The organism is Microbacterium sp. LBN7, assembly GCF_045690345.1.
GTDB lineage: Bacteria > Actinomycetota > Actinomycetes > Actinomycetales > Microbacteriaceae > Microbacterium.
In genome coordinates this window covers 1,268,398-1,288,756 of sequence record NZ_CP147856.1, presented here as the reverse complement: position 1 = coordinate 1,288,756, position 20,359 = coordinate 1,268,398, and the positions used below count along the sequence as shown (strand labels likewise).

16 protein-coding genes are annotated in these 20,359 nt (G+C 69.8%); 11 read left to right on the top strand and 5 right to left on the bottom strand.

Features of this window, described 5'->3' with window-relative positions; translation table 11 throughout:
• Position 1: 1 nt before the first annotated feature.
• Positions 2-886, bottom strand: coding sequence for an SMP-30/gluconolactonase/LRE family protein (locus LBN7_RS06150; protein WP_407361254.1), 885 nt, complete (start codon positions 884-886; stop codon positions 2-4).
• Between the two features lie 77 nt (positions 887-963).
• On the opposite strand from LBN7_RS06150, the gene LBN7_RS06145 reads away from it, so the two are divergent.
• The 5 genes from LBN7_RS06145 (at position 964) to LBN7_RS06125 (ending at position 6,941) form a co-directional block, all read left to right on the top strand.
• A complete protein-coding gene (locus LBN7_RS06145) occupies positions 964-1,887 on the top strand; it encodes an aldo/keto reductase (RefSeq protein ID WP_116634238.1) in 924 nt (307 codons plus the stop codon).
• Entirely contained in the window at positions 1,884-4,877 is a 2,994-nt protein-coding gene (locus LBN7_RS06140) for a glycoside hydrolase family 2 TIM barrel-domain containing protein (RefSeq protein WP_407361253.1), read from the top strand. The genes LBN7_RS06145 and LBN7_RS06140 overlap by 4 nt, the downstream gene beginning before the upstream one ends.
• Positions 4,878-4,954: 77 nt before the next feature.
• Positions 4,955-6,196, top strand: coding sequence for a Fic family protein (locus LBN7_RS06135; RefSeq protein ID WP_407361252.1), 1,242 nt, complete (start codon positions 4,955-4,957; stop codon positions 6,194-6,196).
• 62 nt (positions 6,197-6,258) lie between these two features.
• The gene (locus LBN7_RS06130; RefSeq protein WP_341946420.1) at positions 6,259-6,663 is read left to right on the top strand and encodes a VOC family protein; all 405 of its coding nucleotides are present in this window, start codon (positions 6,259-6,261) and stop codon (positions 6,661-6,663) included.
• Entirely contained in the window at positions 6,660-6,941 is a 282-nt protein-coding gene (locus tag LBN7_RS06125) for a helix-turn-helix domain-containing protein (protein ID WP_116634242.1), read from the top strand. The genes LBN7_RS06130 and LBN7_RS06125 overlap by 4 nt, the downstream gene beginning before the upstream one ends.
• On the opposite strand, the gene LBN7_RS06120 is transcribed toward LBN7_RS06125, so the two are convergent.
• The 3 genes from LBN7_RS06120 to LBN7_RS06110 are packed head-to-tail and all read right to left on the bottom strand — an operon-like array spanning position 6,904 to position 11,469.
• A complete protein-coding gene (locus LBN7_RS06120) occupies positions 6,904-8,223 on the bottom strand; it encodes a four-carbon acid sugar kinase family protein (protein ID WP_407361251.1) in 1,320 nt (439 codons plus the stop codon). The genes LBN7_RS06125 and LBN7_RS06120 overlap by 38 nt on opposite strands.
• Positions 8,216-9,472, bottom strand: coding sequence for a RuBisCO large subunit C-terminal-like domain-containing protein (locus LBN7_RS06115; protein WP_407361250.1), 1,257 nt, complete (start codon positions 9,470-9,472; stop codon positions 8,216-8,218). Before LBN7_RS06115 ends, LBN7_RS06120 begins: the two co-directional genes overlap by 8 nt.
• 5 nt (positions 9,473-9,477) lie before the next feature.
• A complete protein-coding gene (locus tag LBN7_RS06110; RefSeq protein WP_407361249.1) occupies positions 9,478-11,469 on the bottom strand; it encodes a glycoside hydrolase family 127 protein in 1,992 nt (663 codons plus the stop codon).
• Positions 11,470-11,678: 209 nt separating this feature from the next.
• Here LBN7_RS06110 and LBN7_RS06105 point away from each other — a divergent pair, with 209 nt between their 5' ends.
• The 4 genes from LBN7_RS06105 to LBN7_RS06090 all read left to right on the top strand — a co-directional run bounded on the left by LBN7_RS06105 (position 11,679) and on the right by LBN7_RS06090 (position 15,545).
• Positions 11,679-13,016: an ABC transporter substrate-binding protein gene (locus LBN7_RS06105; protein ID WP_116634245.1), complete on the top strand. Its 1,338-nt coding sequence runs from the start codon at positions 11,679-11,681 to the stop codon at positions 13,014-13,016.
• 63 nt (positions 13,017-13,079) lie between these two features.
• Positions 13,080-13,961 (top strand): carbohydrate ABC transporter permease, encoded by an 882-nt coding sequence (locus tag LBN7_RS06100; protein WP_116634246.1) that lies wholly within the window; start codon positions 13,080-13,082, stop codon positions 13,959-13,961.
• A 2-nt stretch (positions 13,962-13,963) separates the two neighbouring features.
• The gene (locus LBN7_RS06095) at positions 13,964-14,878 is read left to right on the top strand and encodes a carbohydrate ABC transporter permease (RefSeq protein WP_116634247.1); all 915 of its coding nucleotides are present in this window, start codon (positions 13,964-13,966) and stop codon (positions 14,876-14,878) included.
• A gap of 4 nt (positions 14,879-14,882) precedes the next feature.
• The gene (locus tag LBN7_RS06090; RefSeq protein WP_407361248.1) at positions 14,883-15,545 is read left to right on the top strand and encodes an aspartate/glutamate racemase family protein; all 663 of its coding nucleotides are present in this window, start codon (positions 14,883-14,885) and stop codon (positions 15,543-15,545) included.
• A 22-nt stretch (positions 15,546-15,567) separates the two neighbouring features.
• Here the strand turns inward: LBN7_RS06090 and LBN7_RS06085 are convergent, their stop codons facing one another.
• On the bottom strand, positions 15,568-16,548 hold the full coding sequence (locus LBN7_RS06085) for a sugar-binding transcriptional regulator (RefSeq protein WP_116634249.1): 981 nt from the start codon (positions 16,546-16,548) through the stop codon (positions 15,568-15,570).
• A gap of 155 nt (positions 16,549-16,703) precedes the next feature.
• Here LBN7_RS06085 and LBN7_RS06080 point away from each other — a divergent pair, with 155 nt between their 5' ends.
• On the top strand, positions 16,704-18,206 hold the full coding sequence (locus LBN7_RS06080) for a DUF4038 domain-containing protein (protein ID WP_407361247.1): 1,503 nt from the start codon (positions 16,704-16,706) through the stop codon (positions 18,204-18,206).
• 3 nt (positions 18,207-18,209) lie between these two features.
• Entirely contained in the window at positions 18,210-20,306 is a 2,097-nt protein-coding gene (locus LBN7_RS06075; protein WP_407361246.1) for a beta-galactosidase, read from the top strand.
• Positions 20,307-20,359: the final 53 nt, after the last annotated feature.

Here is a 20,359-nt window from a genome sequence, read left to right as displayed (position 1 = left end):
CTCAGACCGCGGTCGTCGTGGTGCGGATCCGGTAGAGGCTCGTCGAGGCCGTGATGAAGAGGTCTTGGCCGTCGTCGCCGCCGAAGGTGCAGTTCGAGACGGTCTCGGGTACGGCGACGTGGTGGAGCAGCTCGCCGTCCGGTGCGTAGACGTAGATCCCGTCGCCGGCCGAGCTCCAGAGCCGGCCCTCGCGGTCGACCGCGAACCCGTCGGAGGCACCGAACGGCGGCTTCGCGAACTCCCGTCCGTCGCCGACGACCGTCGCCCCGTCGACCTCGAACACGAGGACCTGCTGGGCCTCCGGGTGGTCGGCGTAGAACCCCGTGTCGGCGACGTAGAGCCGGGAGCCGTCGGGGGAGAACGCGATGCCGTTGGGATGCACCATGGTCGTGACGACCGGTTCCGCCTCGCCGGTGATGGGATCCCAGCGGAACACGAAGCAGGCGTCGTACTCGGAGGTGCCCGGGTGTCCTTCGCGACCGCTGGGGTGGATGCCGTACGGCGGATCCGTGAACCAGATCGCCCCGTCGGCTGCCACGGCGAGATCGTTCGGGGAGTTGAACCGGCCGCCGCTCCAGCGGTCGACGATCACCTCGGGTCCTGCCGCTCCCTCGCGCTCGATCGCGCGTCGGCCGTGGCTGCACTGCACGACCCGGCCCTCGTGGTCCAGTGCGCGCCCGTTCGTGTACTCGGCGGGCTGGCGGAAGGTCGAGACCTCGCCGGTGGCCGCATCCCACTCGAGGATGCGATCGTTCGGGATGTCGCTCCAGCGCAGTCGTCGGATCGCGGGCAGCCAGATCGGGCCTTCGCTCCACTCGGCGCCGTCGGCGAGGCGCTCGAGTTCGGCTCCTGACGCGATCAGACTCGGTGCGGATGCCGTTGACATGTGAATTCTCCTATGAATAAACTTGCGCTGAAACGGTTCAGAACCGACCGTAGCACTCGCGGCGAGGAGATCCCACGATGACGTCCCGGCAGCGGCCGACTGTTCTGGTGCTCGGCACCTCGGGGCTCGGCTCCGGCGACGAGGAGGCCGCGGTCGAGACCGCCCTGGCGCTGCTGCGCAGCGGACACCTCATCGACACCTCCAACAACTACTCCGGCGGATCATCCGAGCGCATCCTCGGACGGGCGCTCGCGGCCATGACTCCCGAGGAGCGCACCTCGGCAGCCCGCCGGATCCTCACGAAGGTCGATCGCGATCCGGAGACCGGTCGCTTCGACGCCGACCGCGTGCTGCGCTCGGTGGAGGAGAGTCTAGGGCGACTCGGCGTCGACGCGGTGCCACTGCTGCACCTGCACGATCCGTACGTCGTCACGGTCCGTGATGCTCTCGCGCCCGGCGGAGCGGTCTCCGCGCTCGTGCGACTGCGCGACGAGGGCGTGGCGGCCGCGATCGGCATCGCCGCCGGCCCCGTTCCCCTGCTGCAGCGCTATCTCGACAGCGAGCTGTTCGACGCGGTGCTCTGCCACAACCGCTACACGCTCGTCGATCGCAGCGCCGCATCGATGTTCCGCGACGCGCACGAGCGCGGCCGGCGCGTCTTCAACGCGGCGCCGTTCGGCGGCGATCTGCTGGCACGAGGGCCGAGAGAGGGTGCGCGGTACCACTACCGGCCGGCATCCGATGCTCTTCGCGACTGGACCGCGCAGGCGGACCTCGTGTGCGCCCGTCATGCGGTCTCCCTGCCGGCCGTCGCCCTCGCCCTCTCCCTGCGCGAGGAGATGATCGACGGCACGGTTGTCGGCGTCTCCTCGCCCGAGCGACTCGACGCCCTCCTGCGGCTCGCGGCCACGTCCATCCCCGACGCGGTGTGGGATGAGCTCGCCGCTCTCGGACCCGCGCCGTCGCCCATCGACGACAGCGGGTACGGAGCCGACGAATGACCGGTCGCTACTGGGAGAGCACTCTGCCCGGTGCCGGTCGGCGTGCGCCGCGCGCGGATGCCGTGAGCGACGCCGCGGTCCTCAGCCTCAACGGCACCTGGCGCTTCCGGCTGTCCCCGACCGCCGCCGGGACGGGTCACGGCTTCGTCGCGACGGACTTCGACGACACCGACTGGGACGAGATGCGCGTCCCCTCGCACTGGGTCCTCGAGGCCTTCACCCCGCTCGTCGGCGGCCCCGCGCGCCGCATGCTCGGCACGGAGGAGGGGCCGCTCTACACGAACACGGCCTACCCGATCCCGCTCGATCCGCCGTACGTGTCGACCGAGAACCCGACGGGCGACTACCGCCTGGTCTTCGACGTCCCCGCCGACTTCGGCCCTGCGGTGCTGCGGTTCCAGGGCGTGGACTCGTGCGCGAAGGTCTGGCTGAACGGCGAGGAGCTGGGCTGGTCGACGGGCAGCCGGCTGCCGTTCGAGTTCGACGCCCCCGTGCGCGCCGGCCGGAACGTGCTCGCGGTGCGGGTGCACCGCTGGTCGGCTGGCACCTACCTCGAGGACCAGGACATGTGGTGGCTGCCCGGCATCTTCCGCGACGTCGAGCTGATCTCGCGGCCGACGGGCGCGATCGATGACCACTTCGTGCACGCCGACTACGACCACGTCACCGGCCTCGGCACCCTGCGCGTCGACGCCTCGATCGATGCGGTCGTCGTGATCCCCGAGCTGGGGATCGAGATGCCGGCGGGGGAGACCGCGACCGTCTCCGTGGAGCCCTGGAGCGCCGACATCCCCCGTCTCTACCGTGGCACCCTGCGGGCGGCGGGAGAGACGGTCGAGCTCGCTGTCGGATTCCGTCGCGTCGAGATCGTCGACGGCGTGCTGCGCGCGAACGGGAGCGCGCTCACGTTCCGGGGAGTGAACCGCCACGAGCACCACCCGGACACCGGGCGAACGCTCGATCGCGAGACGATGATCCAGGACATCGTGATGATGAAGCGCGCGAACATCGACTCCGTCCGCACGAGCCACTACCCGCCGCACCCCGAGTTCCTGCGCCTGTGCGACGTGTACGGGCTGTGGGTGGTCCTCGAGGTCGACCTGGAGACCCACGGCTTCATCTACGAGGGCTGGGAGCACAATCCACCGGCGCTGCCGGAGTGGCGCGAGGCGATCGTGGATCGCCTCCGCCGCACGGTCGAGCGCGACAAGAACCACCCGAGCATCGTGGTCTGGTCGCTCGCGAACGAGAGCATGTCGGGAGACGGCTTCACCGAGATGCGCCGCTGGCTGTACGAGCGCGATCCGTCGCGGGTCGTGCTGTACGAGCGCGACCCGAGCTATCGCGACTCGGACTTCTACGCGCTGATGTACCCGTCGCTGGAGCTGCTCGAGAGCATCGGACGGCGCGAGGAGCCGCGCGGCGGCAAGCTCAGCATGCACGGCATGGTGTTCGACGACCCTGACGAGCCGCTTCCCGCCGGCGTGACCGAGGCCGAGGAGGAGCGCCGCCGCGGGCTGCCGTTCCTGCTGGTCGAGTACGCCCACGCGATGGGCAACGGACCCGGCGGCCTGCAGGATTACTGGCGGGTGCTCCGCGCGTACGACCGGCTCTGCGGCGGCTTCGTGTGGGAGTGGATCGACCACGGCATCAATGCGGTCGACGCCGACGGACACGCGTTCGTCCTGCAGAGCGAGGACATCGACTACGAGCCGCGCGGCGGCCGCTTCAGCCTCGACGGGCTGGTGCTGAGCGACCGCACCCCGAAGCCGGCCCTCGCCGAGCTCGCGAAGGCGCACGAGGTGATCGACATCGAGGTCGGCGAGCGGGTGCGCATCGCGAACGAGCGGCACGCGGCCGACACCTCCGACCTCGGGTTCCGCTGGTCCGTCGAGGCCGACGGGCGCGTCGTCGCGCGCGGAGTGCTCGATGTGCCGCCGATCGCGCGAGGGGAGCGCGTCGAGACCGCGATCCCGGATGCCGCGGCATCCGCTCTTCGTGCGACGGATGCCGTGCTGACGGTCGAGGCGGCGCTCGCGGCCGCGACCGCATGGGCACCGGAAGGGCATGTGATCGCCTGGGGGCAGAAGGTCGCGGAGCCGGTCGAGGAGGCCGCGCGGCCCGGGCGGGGCATCGCGGCGTTGGCCTCCCGCGACGGTGACGTCATCCGCGTCGGGGAGGCGTCGTTCGATGCCGCCACCGGCCGCCTGATCGGGCTCGGCGACCTGCCGATCGACGGCCCCTGGATCGACCTGTACCGGGCGCCCACCGAGAACGACCGTGGACAGGGAGACAACAACAACCTGGCGGCCGTGTGGCACGCCACCGGCCTGCACCGCCTGCTGCACCGCGTCGATGACGTCGCACTCGACGGCGAACGCCTCGTCGTGCGTGGGCGGACCGCGCCGCGCACGCACCCGCACGGCGTCGCCTGGACGATGACGTGGGTACCGGACGGTGAGGGCGTGCGCCTGGACACCACTGTCGACTTCGTGGGCCCCTGGGCGGACACGCCCTTCAAGCACCGGGACATCTGGGTGCCGCGGCTCGGCCTGCGCTTCGCCCTGCCCGCCGCCGCGGACCGGATCGCGTGGTTCGGCCGCGGGCCGGAGGAGACCTATGTCGACTCGGTCGACGGCGCTCGCGTCGGCCGCTTCGAGCGCACGATCGACGCCCTGCAGACGCCGTATCCGATCCCACAGGAGAACGGCAACCACACGCAGACGCGGTGGCTGGAACTCTCGGCAGAAGGCATGCCCACGCTGCGTGTCGACGGCGAGCCCTTCGACTTCACGGCGCGACGATGGACCTCGGAGCAGCTCGAGGCTGCGCGTCGCCCGAGCGAACTCGTCGCGGGCGACCGGGTGTGGCTGAACCTCGATCACGGTCAGCAGGGGATCGGCTCGGCATCCGTCGGCCCGGCTCTCCCCGAACGGTACCGCGTTCCGCGAGAGCGCACCGCGTGGAGCGTGCGGCTGTCCGTCGTGTGACACCCCCAGAGGCCAAGTGTTGGCGCGGACGGCGCATACCAACACTTACGGCTCTATGTGTTGGTAATATTACTGGTATGCCCACGGCTTCCCCGACCATGCGAATCTCCGTCGACGCTGTCGCGCACGAGAGTCTTCACTGGACGCCGCGCGCGCCCGAGATGTACTCGCGAGCCGAGGTCGAACGGCAGACGGGGTCGTATGAAGCGACGATCACTGCACGGATCGCGGAGTGGCGCCCTCGGATATCCGCCGAAGACGCGGCGGACATCGAGGATGCGACCCGTCGCCTGGTCGCCTTCGACGACCACGCCCAGCGCAGGCTCGGCATGGGCAGTCCTGTCCTCGGGCCGATGGCGGCGATCCTGCTGCGCACCGAATCCGCGTCGAGCTCGCAGATCGAGCAGCTGACGACATCCGCAAAGCAACTCGCCCTCGCCGAGATCGACGAAGGGGGGAAGAGCAACGCGCTCACTGTCATCGGCAATGTCCGTGCAATGGAAGCGGCTCTGGCGCTCTCTGCAGACATCACGGAAGACGCCATCCTCCAGATGCACGCAGCGCTCCTTCGGCATCAGGTCGGATCCGAGCAGGACGCCGGCCAGTACCGCCAGGAGCAGGTCTGGATCGGGGTGGGGGATGCAGGTCCGCGCCTGGCCGAGTTCGTCGCGCCTCACCAGCAGCGGATTCCCGCCGCGATGGCCGACCTCATCCGATTCGTCCAGCGGCAGGACCTCTCCATCCTGGTCCAGGTCGCCGTCGCGCACGCACAATTCGAGACCATTCATCCGTTCGTCGACGGCAACGGCCGAACCGGCCGTGCACTGGCGCAGTCGATCCTGCGGAACAAGGGGCTGGTCGGCTCGACAGCGGTGCCGATCTCCGCAGGCCTCCTCCTGGACACGGGAAGCTACTTCGCAGCCCTCACCTCTTTTCGTGAGGGGGATGCGGGGCCGATCATCCGGGCGTTCGCCGCCGCGAGCCGTATCGCTGCGACGACGGGAACGCAGCTCGTCGATGATCTCGTCGCCGAGCTGGACGGATCGCGCAGCCGGATGCAGGGCCTCCGCGCCGACGCCGCAGCGTGGAGGCTGCTGCCCGCACTGGTCGGCCAGCCTGCTGTGAACACGCAGTACCTCGTGGACACACTCGGCTTCGGCGAGATGGCAGCTCTGCGCGCGCTGGGCGCGCTCGCCGACCGAGGAGTGCTCGTCGAGACGACCGGCAGGGGGCGCAATCGTGTCTGGCAGCACCGCGGGATACTCCGTGTCCTCGACGGATACGCCACGAAGATCCGCCGGATGACGCCCGTCAGGTAGATCCGCTCGCTCGACGCTGACACCCTCTTGACGCCTTACTTGTATTTTGCAAGTATGAGCGCATGAGCCTCTTCATCACCTGCCCGGTCGAGAGCGTCGAACGCGCGACCGCCTTCTACACCGCGCTCGGCTGGACCCTCAATGCCGAGATGTCGGATCACAACGTGTCGTGCTTCGCGATCGCGCCCGAGCAGTACGTCATGCTCGGCAGCCGCGAGATGTACGCGAGCGTCGGAGGAGTCGAGGAGCTCATCGGCGGCCCCGACACCCCCTCCAAGGTCACGGTCTCGTTCGACCTCGGCAGCCGCGAGGCGGTCGACGAGTTCGTCGAGCGCGCCGGTGCCGCCGGTGGACGCATCGGCGACACCGACGACTATCCCTTCATGTACCAGCGCCAGTTCGACGATCCCGACGGCTACCACTACTCCCCGTTCTGGATGAAGCCGGCGGACGAACCCGCGGCGTGAGCGATCTCGCCGCGGCCCTCGACATCGTCGGCGCGCGGTGGGCGCTGCTCATCGTGGAGCGGCTGCTCGACGGCCCGCAGCGCTACGGCGACCTGCAGCGCGACCTCGGTGCGCCGACGAACATGCTGGCGACGCGTCTGCGCGAACTCGAAGCGGCCGGCGTGCTGACGCGGCTGCCTCTCCGGCACAACACCCGCGCCTACGCGCTGACCGAGCGCGGCCTGGCCCTGAGCGAGGCGATCACCGCTCTGGGACGCTGGGGCGCAGGGGACGACTAGCGAATCGAGTGCCCCTTCGGGCGCAGCCGTCGAGCGCGGCCACGTCGAGGAACAGCGTGTCGGCACCGACCTGGCCGCCCTTGAGCAGCAGCTCCAGCCGGTCGATCGCGGGGTCCGCGGCGTGCGGCCGCAGCAGCACGACATTGCCCCAGGGATTCGCGGCGATGGAGAGCGCCTCGATGCCGAGCAATCGAGTGATGCGACTGGACGTGTCACCGCCGCACACGATCACGCGGCGTGAGGCTCGCGCCTGTGCAGCGGCATCGACGATGATCGCCGATGCCTCCGCGATCGCCTCGAGGATCGGACGGTCGCCGACCGCCGACACCTCGGCGTCGGCGGATGTGAAGACCACCCCGCGGCCGGAGGCGAGCGCAGCCACGGCCTCCTGTGCGGCCTCGGCGGCGCCGGCGAGGTCGAGGGGCAGCGGCCGCACCAGCCACCCGGCCGCCGCGGCGGCCTCGGCCTGACGGCGCGTCTGCGGCGAGCGGCTGCCCGAGACGACCAGCACCGCTCCCGCGGCGGGCGTCGCGACGGGAACCGCCGCGCTCATGCCGGGGGCGGCTGCGGCGATGCCCTGCGAGAGACCGCCGGAGCCGATCGCGAACACGGGTGCGGAGAGGTCGCGCAGGGCGGTGCCGACAGTGACGAGGTCGGCGTCGGTCACGGCATCCAGCACGACTCCGGCCACGTCTGCGTCGCGCAGGCGCTGGGCGAGGTCCGCGTACGCGGTCAGCGGCAGGGCTCCCACGGGCAGGGCGGTCTGCCGGCCGATGTGGATCGCCAGGTCGGCCTCGGTCATCGGGGTCGACGGGTGGGTCGACATGGTCGGCTGGCGGTCGAGACGATGGACGACGCCGTTCTCCGACGCGAAGTGCGTGCCGAACAGGGTGAAGCGCCCGAAGTCCGGCTGGGCGAACAGCATCGGCACCGGACGCGGTGCGACGATCTCGCGCCCGATCTCGATCACGCGTCCGAGGCTGCCCACCTCCGGCGCGGAGTCCGCGGTGGAGCAGGCCTTGTACTGCACGATCGGAGCGCCGGTCGCGACCAGCGCCTGCAGCGCGGGGGTGACCTCGGCATCCATCCGCTCCGGCGGGAGCGAACGCGCGATGCCCGCGATCCCGACCACGTCGACCTCGCGCGCTGCCGCGTGCAGCGCTGCGGGCGTCGGGAGCGTGGTGAAGAGCCGGCCCGACCATCCGCGCCGCGCGAACTGCAGCAGCGCGTCGACGCTCCCGGTGAAGTCGTCGCCGTAGAACGCCGCGCGGATCTCAGACACGGACGGGGCCGAACACCTCGGTCGCCCGCCGCAGGGCGCCGGACCGCTCGACGGCCTCCTGCGCCGACTCGCCCCTCGCGGCGGATGCCCAGGCGTCGCGCATGCTGCTCACGCCGGCCGCCGCGCCGTCCGGGTGGCCGTGGATGCCGCCGCCGGCGAGGACCAGCAGATCCGTCGTGCCGACCGCGCGGTACGTGGCGTGCGCGAGCCCGCCCCACTGGCCGCTCGAGAGCACGGGAACGGTCGGGGCGATGCCCAGAAGCGGTTCGCGGACCGCGGCGATGGAGTCGAGCACCTCGTCGTCCGTCTCATAGAACTTGTTGCTGATGCCGTTGGTGTGCAGATGATCCGCACCCGAGAGGCGGGCGATCTTCTGCCACGCGCGAAAGCCTATCCCGACCTGCTCCGACCGGCCGATCGCCCCGAACATCGTGCGGTGCCCGTGGATGGGGACCGCCGTGTGCGCGCTGAGGAACTCGAGACCCGCGAGGCCGACGAGGTTGACGCACGCCATGACGCAGGTGCCGCCGGCGGCGACCACCAGATCGTGGTTCGCCTCGAGGCGTGAGATGTCGTCGGTGATGTTGAACGCGTACATCGGCATGCGGCCGGTGCGGTCGGCGTATCGGTGCAGCACCGGCATGACCGCGGCCACGCGTGCGGACAGCGGCGAGGACGGACCGTTCCCCTGCAGCTCGTCGTCCTTGATGAAGTCGATGCCCGCCTCAGCGAGCTCTCCGACGACTTCGGCGAGCTCGGTCGGGGCGAGTCCGATGCTGGGCTTGATGATCGTGCCGATCATCGCGCCGTCGGATGCGCCCATCAGCCGACGCGTGCCCTCCACGCCGAAGCGGGGGCCGTGGTAGCGCTCCGCGAACGCGGCAGGCAGATCGAGGTCGATCAGGCGCACCGCGGAGAGCTCCTTGATCTCGAAGAGGTTTCCGGCGACGGCCGCGAGCAGGTTCGGGAGCGACGGCCCGAAGTTGTCGAGCGGGAAGCGCAGCCGCAGCACGGCCCTGCGCCGCCCCGCGGGATCGCCGACCGCGCCGGGCAGCGGGGAGGCGCCGGTGAGCGGGATCTCCTGGAGCGACTCGACCTGGGCCGCGAACCGCGCCCGCACGTCGTCGGACTCCCGCTGCACGCGCACGAAGGTGCCGGTGGACTGCTCGCCCGCCAGCACCTCGGCCGCGTGCTGCAGCGGAAGGGAGGTCTCGATGACATACGTCGCGACGACGTGGTGGGTGCTCATCCCGATCACCACACCAGGGGGAGCCACACGGACATCTCGCCCGCGCCCCGGTTGCCCCACGTGTAGTACGGGACGAGGCGGGCGGGAGCCGTGGTGACCTCGGCGTCGCCGATCAGGTCGTACAGCGAGTCCTCCGCCGTGGTCGGCAGCACGGCGATCTCGGTGTCGAGGGCGACGACGCGGTGGCCGTCGATCTCGGTCGGCACCGGCGTCAGTTCGATCCCGCGCCGGAGCGCGGCCTGCTCGAGCACGACGCCGTCGGGCAGATCGGCGCTCTCCAGGGCGTAGACCACCGGCCCGCGTCGCACCGCGACCTGGTTGGCCGTCTCCTCGGCGAGTCGGTGACCCCGCAGGATCCGCACGGGCATCGGCAGCGTCAGCACGACCACGTCGCCCGCTGTCCAGGCGCGGTCGATCCGGGTGTAGGTGCCCGGTGCCGACACCTCGACCTCGACACCGTTGACGGTCGCCGTCGCCCCCTCGCTCCAGCCGGGGATGCGCAGGTGCAGGGGGAGGCCGCCGCCCGATGCCGCGGACACGGTGAACGTGAGCGTCTCGCTCCAGGGGTAGTCGCTGTCCTCGCGGAGGGCGAGCGACCGGCCGTCGTCCGTCGACACGGTCAGCTCGCTGCCGCCGTACTGGTGCACGTACAGGCCGTCGTCACCGAGGGCGGCGGCGCGCTCATGGAACCGCGCGAGCGTGCGGGCGATGTTCGGCGGGCAGCAGAAGCAGGCGAGATAGCCCTCGCGCAGCCGCTCGTCGGAGGGCGGTGGCGGCGGAGTCGGGTGGATCGCGGTGTCGCCCGGACGGCGCAGCGGGTAGGGGAGGTCGCGGACCTGGCGCAGGGCGTTCGTGTAGAAGTACTCGGAGCCGCCCAGGCTGATGCTCGCCAGCAGGCTGTTGTACGCGACCTGCTCGATCACATCCGCGTACTTCGCATCGCCGGTGAGGGCGAGCATCCGCTCGCTCCAGAAGATCATGCCGATGTTGGCGCACGATTCGTTGTGGGCGGTGGTGTGGGGGAGCTGGTAGGCGCGGCCGTACGCCTGGTGCACGCGGCTGATGTCGCGCTGCCACGGGGAGGCGTCCGGCGAGGCGCCGTCGTAGAGGGCGCCGCATCCGCCGGTGATGTAGAGCTTGGTGTCGACCACGTCCTGCCAGAGCCGCTCCAGCACGCCCTTCAGCTCCGCGTCTCCGGTCTCGAGCACCAGGTCGGCGAGGCCCGCGTAGAGGTAGTTGGCGCGGACGGCGTGCCCGGCGACGACCGTCTGATCGCGGATCGGCACGCGGTCCTGGTTGTCGTCGCCGCCCTCGAAGTCGTCGCGCACGCGGACGAACGCCTCGGCGAGACGCAGGTAGCGCTCCTCGTGGGTCACCCGGTAGAGCTCGATGACGGCCATGTAGTGCGAGGGGCAGATGGCGCTGCGGGCGAGCTCCAGGGGCTTGTTCGTGGCGAGGTCCTCGAGGAAGCCGGCGGCCTTGCGTGCCGCGTCGAGCAGCGTGTCGGATCCGGTGACCTCGTGGTGCCGCACACCCGCGGTGATCAGGTGGCCGAGGTTGTAGGTCTCGAAGTGGAAACGGTCGGCGAGGGCGGCGACATCGACGTCGTTGCGGTCCGCGATGATGGTCGGAGTGTGGAGGTAGCCGTCGGGGCGCTGCACCGAGGCGATCAGCGCGGCGATGTCCTCGATGCGCCGGGCGAGCTCGTCGTCCGGGTCGGTCTCGAGGCTGGCGATGGCCGCCTCCAGCCACTTGTAGAAGTCGCCGTCCATGAAGGAGGGGCCGAGGTGCTCGCCCTCTTCGAGACCCGCCGCGATGCGGAAGTTCGCCAGTCCCGGGCTCACCGCCGGGTCGCTGAGCGACGACCAGATCTGCGGGACCGTGACGTCACGGGTGCGATCGTGGATGCCTCCCCAGAAGCCATGGGTCCAGCGGGCGCTCTCCGCGCCGAGCGGCCGCAGAGGGCTCGTTTCGCGCAGAGTCTTCGTCGTCGACATGACGTGTTCCTTCCGAGGCTGCTGCCATCAGTTCCCGCAGTCAGGTCCCACGCCGTGCAAGAGATCACAGGACTGCATGATCATGCATGCTAGCGCGGAATCGGGGTCGATGTGAATATATTTTCAATACTGATTGTTGACACACCGTTGAAACGATTCTATTCTCGTGTCGTACCCGCATCGCCCTGCACTTCGTCAAGGAGGACGTCATGAACATCCACAGCACCCGCGGCCGCAAGTGGCTCGCGCTCGGAATCGTCGTCGCCGCGGCGCTGCCCCTCGCGGCATGCGGCGGCTCCGGTGACAACGGCGGCGGTGGTGGTGGCTCGTCCGACGGCGGCACCGACCCCGAGGCCTTCACGGTCATGACGGCGAACGAGAACACGGTCATCGGCCCGACGCTCGACGCCCTCGCCGCCGACCAGTGCAAGGCCGAGAACGAGGCGCTCCCCATCGAGCACCAGAAGATCGCGCAGGCCGACACCGTGCAGCGCATCACGCTGCTGGCCAGTCAGAACGCCCTCCCGACCCACACGATCGCCGGTACGGCGCTCATCCGCCCCGACGGCGACCTCGGCGCCGCCGGTCTGGTCGGCGACCTGAAGGCGGCACTGGAGGAGAAGGACGCGTGGGACAACGTGCTCCCCGCCGCGGCATCCACCGTCGAGCAGGTCTACGGCGGCTTCGTCTCGCTGCCGTACCAGTACAACATCGAGGGCATCTTCTACAACAAGCAGATCTTCGAAGAGCTCGGCCTCGAGGAGCCGAAGACCTGGGACGAGCTCGCCGAGGTCTCGCAGGAGCTGCAGGACGCGGGCTACACGGCGATGGCCCAGGCCGGTGCCGCGGGCTTCCCGCTCACGCGTCTGCTGGGCATGTACATCTTCCGCAACGTCGGTCCCGAGGCGATGCAGGCCGTCGCCGACGGAGACGCGAAGCTGACCGACCCGGAGTACGTCGCCGGCGCCGAGGCGCTCGCCGCGTACGCGGAGAAGGGCTACTTCGGCGAGGGCTTCTCGACCCGCGACCCCGATGCCACGTCGAACCTGTTCCTGACCGGCAAGGCCGGCATGGCCTACGACGGCACCTGGCTGCTGAGCGCCATCAACGACCCGGAGCGCAACCAGATCGGCGGCGAGAACGTCGGCTTCATGCCGTTCCCCGCGGTCGACGGCGGCAAGGGCTCGATCGACCAGTACCCGGCGAACGCCGGAGCGCCGATGATCATCGACGCCGGGCAGTTCGGCCCGAAGGTCAAGGACTGGGTCGCCTGCATCTCCGAGAACTACGGCCAGCAGGCCCTCCAGGACACCGGCTCGATCTCGGGCTTCGCGGTGAACGGCGAGGTCAGCGACATCAGCCCGAACACGCTCGACATCCAGGAGCGCATCGCCGGCATCGACGAGACCGTACTGTGGTTCGAGGCCCTGATGGACCCGAAGAGCAACTCGCTCGCGTCCACCAACGGCACCCTCCTCACCACCGGTCAGATGTCTCCGGAGGACTACATGGCGGCGCTGCAGGACAGCATCGACGCCAACCGCTGACCTGAAGCCGACTCCTCGCCGCACAGGTGAGGAGTCGGCTTCTTCCGAGAAAGGACCGAGCGAATGAACTCGATCTTCGGAGATCGCAAGACGATCTTCATCCTCCTCGGCCCCGCCCTTCTGCTGTACACGCTGCTGAAGATCGTGCCGGTGCTGTGGTCGTTCGGCCTGTCGTTCTTCGAGGGGAACACCCTGCGCGGCTTCGACTGGGTCGGCATCGAGAACTTCACGACGTTCTTCACCGACAAGGCCGCGCTGCAGTCCCTCGGCGTCAGCGTGTTCTTCGCCATCGTCGCGACGATCGGCCAGGTCGCCCTCGGATACGGGCTCGCGCTCCTCTACGTCTTCGTGCTGCGCAAGGGCTCGTCCCTCGTGCGCACGATCGTGTTCTTCCCGGCCATCCTCCCCACGGTCGCGGTGGCGCTGCTCTTCAAGAGCTTCGTGGCGGTGGGAGACAACCAGGGGCCGGTCAACGACATCATCAACTTCTTCGGCGGTGAGAGCGTCGAGGTGCTCGCGTCGACGGCGGGCACGATGTCGACGGCGATCGTCATGACGCTCTGGAGCTCGATGGGCTTCTACGCGGTGCTGCTCTACGCCGGCCTGCTCGACATCCCCGAGGAGATCATCGAGTCGGCGCGGCTCGACGGCGCGAACGGCCTGCGGCTGGTGAAGAACATCATCCTGCCGCTGTCCCTCCCGATTCTGCTGTCGTCGATCATCTTCAGCCTGAACTCGACGCTCAAGGTCTTCGACAGCCTCCTGGCTCTGAACAACGGCCAGCCCGGCACATCGACGGCCCCGCTGACGCTGTACATGTACCGCACGGCGTTCGAGTACGCCGAGTACGGATACGGCTCGACCATCGCCCTCGTGCTCACGATCCTGTGCCTGGTCTTCACCCTCGCGATCTTCCGATCGCAGCGACGCAAGGCGGAGGTCTGATCATGACGACGCTGCAGACGCAGACACAGCCCACCGTCGCCACCCCCACGGTGCAGCGGCCCCGCCCGGGTCAGGGCCGCCGCGCCGCGATGCGCGCCGTCCGCCGCATCCCGGTCTGGATCCTGGTCGCGCTCCTCATGGTGGTCGTGCTCTATCCGCAGGTCTGGATGCTTCTCGGCTCCTTCAAGACGCAGTCGGAGTTCCTCTCCGACCCCGCGCTCTCACTGCCGAAGACCTGGCAGTTCGACAACTACGTCGCCGCCCTCACGAACGGCGATGTCGCCCGCAACTACCTCAACAGCATCATCGTGACGATCCCGTCGGTCCTGCTGATCGTCTTCATCGGCGTCGCCGCCGGGTACGCGCTCGAGGTCATGATCTGGAAGGGCCGCAACGCGGTCCTGCTCTACGTGCTCGCGGGCATCATGGTGCCGGGGCAGATGATCCTCGTCCCGCTGTTCATCGTCTACTTCCGACTCGGCCTCACGAACACCATGCTGCCGATGATCATCACCTACACCGTGATGGGGCTGCCGCTGACGACGTTCCTCATGGCGACGTACTTCCGTGCCGTCCCGCGGGAGATCTTCGAGGCCGCGACCGTCGACGGGTCGGGTCCGCTGCGGTCGTTCTTCCTGATCGGCATGCCGATGATGAAGAACGCCATCCTCACCGTCGGTCTCGTGCAGTTCTTCAGCGTCTGGAACGATCTGCTGATCGCGCTGACGTTCACCACAAAGCCGGAGCTCGCGACGATCCAGGTCGGCCTGCTCAGTCTGAGCGACGAGTACGGCTCCACGCAGTACGGTCCGCTGTTCGCGGCCGTGAGCCTCAACATCGTCGTCCTGATGATCGTGTTCCTGGCGCTCAACAAGAAGATCATGGCCGGCATGGCCGGCGGTGCCCTGAAAGGATGATCCGATGACCTCCTCCGCCCCGCGCGTCGCCTTCATCCACACCGGAGCCGTCGTGATCCCGCCCGTCGCCGTCCTCGCGCGCGAGCACCTCGCCGGGGCCACGACCGTGAACTACCTCGACGACAAGATCGTCGCCGACCTCGGAGACCCCGAGCGGGCGGCATCCGTGCCGGAGCGCCTGATCGACCTGGCACAGGCGGCACGCGCCGGCGGGGCCGATGTCGTCATGTTCACGTGCTCGTCGATCTCCCACCTGGCCGGTCCGACGGCGGATGCCGTGGGCATCCCCGTGCTGCGGATCGACGAGGCCATGGCCGACGACGCGGTCGCCGCGGGGGAGCGGATCGCCGTCCTGGCGACTCTCCCGACGACCCTCACCCCGACGCTCGCCCTGCTCCGCGAGCGCGCGGAACTCGCAGGACGCGCACCGGAGTTCGTCAGCGAGGTCGTCGCCGGGGCCTTCGAGGCCGTCGCCGGCGGCGACAGGGCCACGCACGACCGGCTGGTCGGCGCCGCGATCGAGCGTCTGGCGGCGGGTGCTGACGTCGTCGTGCTCGCGCAGGCGTCGATGGCCAGCGCGGCGCAGGGCGTCGACGTGACGGCCCGCGTGCTCACGAGCCTCGACCCCGGCATCCGACGTCTGAGCGAGGCGGTCGCGGCGCTGTAGTCTCGTCGCCCGCCGACGACCGTCAGATCGTCTCGGCGAGGCGCTCGGCCGTGTGCAGGTCGGTCACCAGCGCCGTCACCCAGCCGCCGGCGATCGCGCCCCGGATGGCGTCGAGCTTGCGCTCGCCGCCGGCGATCCCCACGCGCCGCGGGATGCGCAGGAGCTTGTCCACCGGGATGGCGATCACGCGGTCGTCGATCTCGCCGGTCACCGGTGATCCGTCGACACGGAAGACATGGTGGCAGATGTCGCCCACGGCGCCCTCGGCGAGCAGCTGAGCACGCTCGTCATCGGCGAACGCGTTCCCGCTCGTGGACAGCACATCGGACGGGTCGATGCTGCCGATGCCCATGATGGTCATCGTCAGCGACTCCCAGTGGCGCATGGTCTCCTGCATCGACGGGTCCTTGAGCAGGCTGTCGCGCACGGCGGGGTCCGCCACGATGCCCGGGGCCTGCACGTAGACGGGGTCGGCGCCGAGCATCCGCGCGAGCGAGCTGAGCAGTCGGTGCGAGTGGCTCTGCACCTCGGGGGCACCGGTGCCGCCCAGCAGCTGCACGACCTCCGTCGCCCCGCGCGTCGGAAGGGGGCGCATGCGGTCGGTCATCGCGAGCACGGAACGACTCCACGAGGAGACGCCGATCCGGTCGGCGCCCGACAGTGACGCCTCGAGGTAGCCGGCGGCTCCGGCGCCGATGGCGGCGAGCAGCTCGGCCTCGTCGGCATCCGGTTCCACGTCGACGATGACCGCCTCGGAGATCCCGTACCCGAGCTCGAGGCGCTCCTCGAGCTCGGCGTGCACGCCGGGAGCGACCGTGACGATGGTGCGCACGATCCCCGCGGTCTCCGCGCGCTTGAGCAGACGGGAGACCTTGGCCTGGGAGATGCTGAGGGCTGCGGCGATCTCCGACTGGCGGATGCCGCGTTCGTGGTACATTCGCGCCACCTTGGTGAGCAGGCGCAGCTGGCCGTCGACGGGGGCGGCGAAGGGGGTCGACGACACGGTGGTCCTCCTGCTTCAGCGGGAACGGATGGAGATTCGCTGATGAAAGTATATTCTCGCAGATTCGCTTTGAATAGAGATTCATAGAGCAAGGATTATGCAAGACTGGAGATCATCGACGCCCGACGACGGGTGGCCGCCGACGCAGGAGGATGATGATGTTCCCCAGGTACGACACCGTCGAGCTCGCCTTCGAGGGCGCGGATCGTCTGCCGATCGGTGCAGAGCCGCCCTTCTCGGTGCGCCTGCGCAACGGCGGGGATGAGCTCGTGGTCCCCGCGTTCTGGGACGGTGGGACGACGTATCGCGTGCGCATCGGCCCCGAGACCGAGGGCACCTGGACGTGGGAGGTCGAGGGGGCGCGGACCGCGCTCGACCGAACGAGCGGCAGCTTCGACGTCGGGCCGCGCACCGCGCACGGCCCGGTGCGGGTCGCGCACCGCTTCCACTTCGCGCACGCCGACGGCACGCCCTACCGCCCGGTGGGGACGACCGCCTACAACTGGCTGCACCAGGAGGAGCCGCTGTTCACGCAGACGGTCGACGACATCGCCGAGATCGGCTTCAACAAGCTGCGGTTCATGGTCTTCCCGCAGGGCGGCGGCTACATCGAGCACGTTCCCGCGCTGATGCCCTTCGAGAAGATCGAGGGTCGCTGGGACGTCAGCCGCCCGGTGCCGGAGTTCTTCCAGCGCCTCGACCGTGCCGTCGAGATGCTCGGCGCGCGCGGCATCCAGGCCGACGTGCTCATCTTCGACGCCTACGACCGCGGCCAGTTCGGACTCGACGCGCTGAGCGAGGAGGAGGACGCCGTCTACCTGCGGTACCTCGTCGCGCGGCTGTCGGGGTACGCGCACGTGTGGTGGTCGCTGTGCAACGAGTTCGACCAGCTCGAGCGGTCGGATGATCGGTGGGACCGGGTCGGGGCGCTCCTCGCCTCGGTCGACCCCCACGATCACCTGCGCTCGATCCACAACTGGATCGAGATCTACGACAACAACCAGCCCTGGGTGACCCACGCCTCGATCCAGAACGGATCGGCGACGGAGGACTACGGTCGAGCCAACCTCTATCGAGAGGTCTGGAAGAAGCCGGTCGTCCTCGACGAGATCAAGTACGAGGGCGACATCCCCGACCGCTGGGGGCACCTCGACGGCCCGGAGCTCGTCCACCGCTTCTGGATCACGACCGTGGCGGGCTGCTATGCCTCGCACGGCGAGAGCTTCCGCACCGAGAGCGGCAGTCTGCACATGGTCGAGGGCGGCGTGCTGCGCGGCGAGTCCCCGGTGCGGATCGCGTTCCTGCGCGGCATCCTCGACGACCTCGTCGTGCCGGGGCTCGATCCGATCGACAAATGGGACGACCCCGCATATGTCGCGGGCTGGCATCGACAGCAGTACGTGCAGTATCTCGGGCGCTCCGCCCCGGCGTCGTGGTCGTTCCGGATCCCGGTCGGGCAGCCGGGCGAGAGCCCGGTGGTCGGCGATGTCTTCGAGGTCGACGTCATCGACACCTGGAGCATGACCGTCACCCCGGTCGGGCGTCGGTTCACGCTCACGGAGGTCACACGCAACGAGGCCTTCGATCGTGCCTCCGCGCCGGTGGATCTGCCCGCGGGGAAGCGGGTCGCACTCCGCATCACCCGCGTCGAGGCCTGAGCGGTGCCCGGGACCACGTCGCGTGGCCGGTCCGCATGGGCGGAGGGCCCGCGGCTCGGGACGGCGTACTACAACGAGTACCTGCCCGACCCTGCCCGGCTGTCGACGGATCTCCGACTCATGGTCGAGGCGGGGATCACCTGCATCCGGGTCGGGGAGTCGGTCTGGTCGACCTGGGAGCCGCGCGACGGGGAGTTCGACCTCGAGTGGCTGGCGCCCGTCCTCGACGGCGCGGCGGAGCACGGGATCGATGTGATCCTCGGCACCCCGACCTACGCCGTGCCGCCGTGGCTCAGTCACCGGCATCCCGGGCTCGCGGTCGTCCGCAAGGACGGTTCTTCCGTGCCGTGGGGCGGCCGGCAGGAGGTGGACTTCGCATCCGAGGTCTTCCGCGGGTACGCCGAGCGTGTGATCCGTGCGGTGCTCGGACGCTACGGCCGGCACCCGGCCGTCATCGGGGTGCAGCTCGACAACGAGGCGGGCCTGCACCTCATCCACAACGCGCACGTGGTCGAGCGCTTCCGCCGCTGGGTCGCGGAGCGGTACGGCGATGTCGAGACCCTCAATCGCGAATGGGGGCTGGCCTACTGGTCGCATCGGATCTCCGCGTGGGACGAGCTGTGGGCTCCGGCGGGCAACACGACCCCGGCGTACGACCTCGCCTGGCGCCGCTTCCAAGCCGAGCTCACCGCCGAGTTCATCGGCTGGCAGGCCGGGATCGCGCGCGAGTACGTCGCGGAAGACACCGTGCTCACCACCTGCATCGCGTACCAGCGACCGGCCATGGACGACGTCGCCGTCGGAGCGCACCTCGACATCGCCAGCGGCAACGCGTACTACCTCGCGCAGGACTCGCTCGACTACGAGCGCGAGGGTGCCGGCGGCCAGTGGTATGCCGATGACGTGCCGCAGCTGATCCTCAGCGCCGATCGGATGCGCGCGACGAAGCAGGCGTCCTTCCTCGTCACCGAGACCGGCGCGGCGTCGATCGGCGCGGCGTCGCTGACGAGACCTCCCTACGCCGGCCAGCTCGCGCAGGCCGCGTGGCTGCTCGTCGCGCGGGGCGCGCGCCTCGTCTCCTCCTGGCACTGGCACACCCTGCATTCAGGCGCGGAGGTGCACTGGGGCGGCATCCTCGGGCACGACCTCCGGCCGGGCCGGGTGTACGACGAGATCGCCGCGATCGGGCGGGAGTTCGCCGCCGCGTCGGAATGGCTGGCGGATGCTGTACCGGATGCCGACATCGGCATCGTGTACGCGCACGACAGCGAGTGGATGATGACCTTCGAGCCGCCGCTGTCCGCGTCCGGCGGGGCTCCCGACCGCGGGTCCTATGCGCGGATCGTCGGTGCCTTCGGCCGTGCCGCGATCGACGCGGGCCTGCAGATCGGGTACGTGAATGAGCGGCAGGTGACGGAAGCCGCAGAGCTGCTGTCGCGGTATCCGACCCTGATCGTGGCCGGGCTCGTCGCGGCATCCGATCGCACACTCGAGATCCTCGCCGAGTACGCACGGCTCGGCGGTCGTCTCGTCGTCGGTCCGCGCACCGGATACGCCGACGACCAGGGGCGGATGCGGTCGGTCACGGCGCCGGCGGTCCTCGGGCCTCTCGCCGGTGTCGCGTATCGCGAGTTCGCGGCGCCCCCGACGCCGGTCCCGCTCGAACGGGACGGCACCGTGGTCGGCGAGGCGCACGGCTGGATCGACGCGCTGGAACCGGGGGAGGCGGAGGTGCTGCTCGGGTACCGGCATCCGCACTACGGTCGATGGGCGGCCGTCACCCGGAGGTCCGTCGGCGAAGGCGAGATCACGGTCGTCGGGACGCTGCCCGATCGAGACTCGGCCGCGCGGGTGATTGCCGACGTCTCAGGCCCGCCGCGATCGCTCGCGCTGCTGGGCGACCGGCCGCGCGGCGTCACCGTGCATTCGCTGGTCGGGGCGCGCGGCGCGCGACTCTGGGTGGTGCACAACTGGTCGGGGAGCCCCGCGGAGGTCGAGGTGGCCTCGACGGTCGTGTCCGTCGTCGACGAGGGGGCGCATGATCGGGGTTCCGTGGTGAGGCTGGCGGCCTGGGACGTCCGCCTCTGGAGAGAGGCATGAACCGAATGGCGGGCAACTGGGCAGGGACTCACGAGTACCGGGCGGCACGGAGG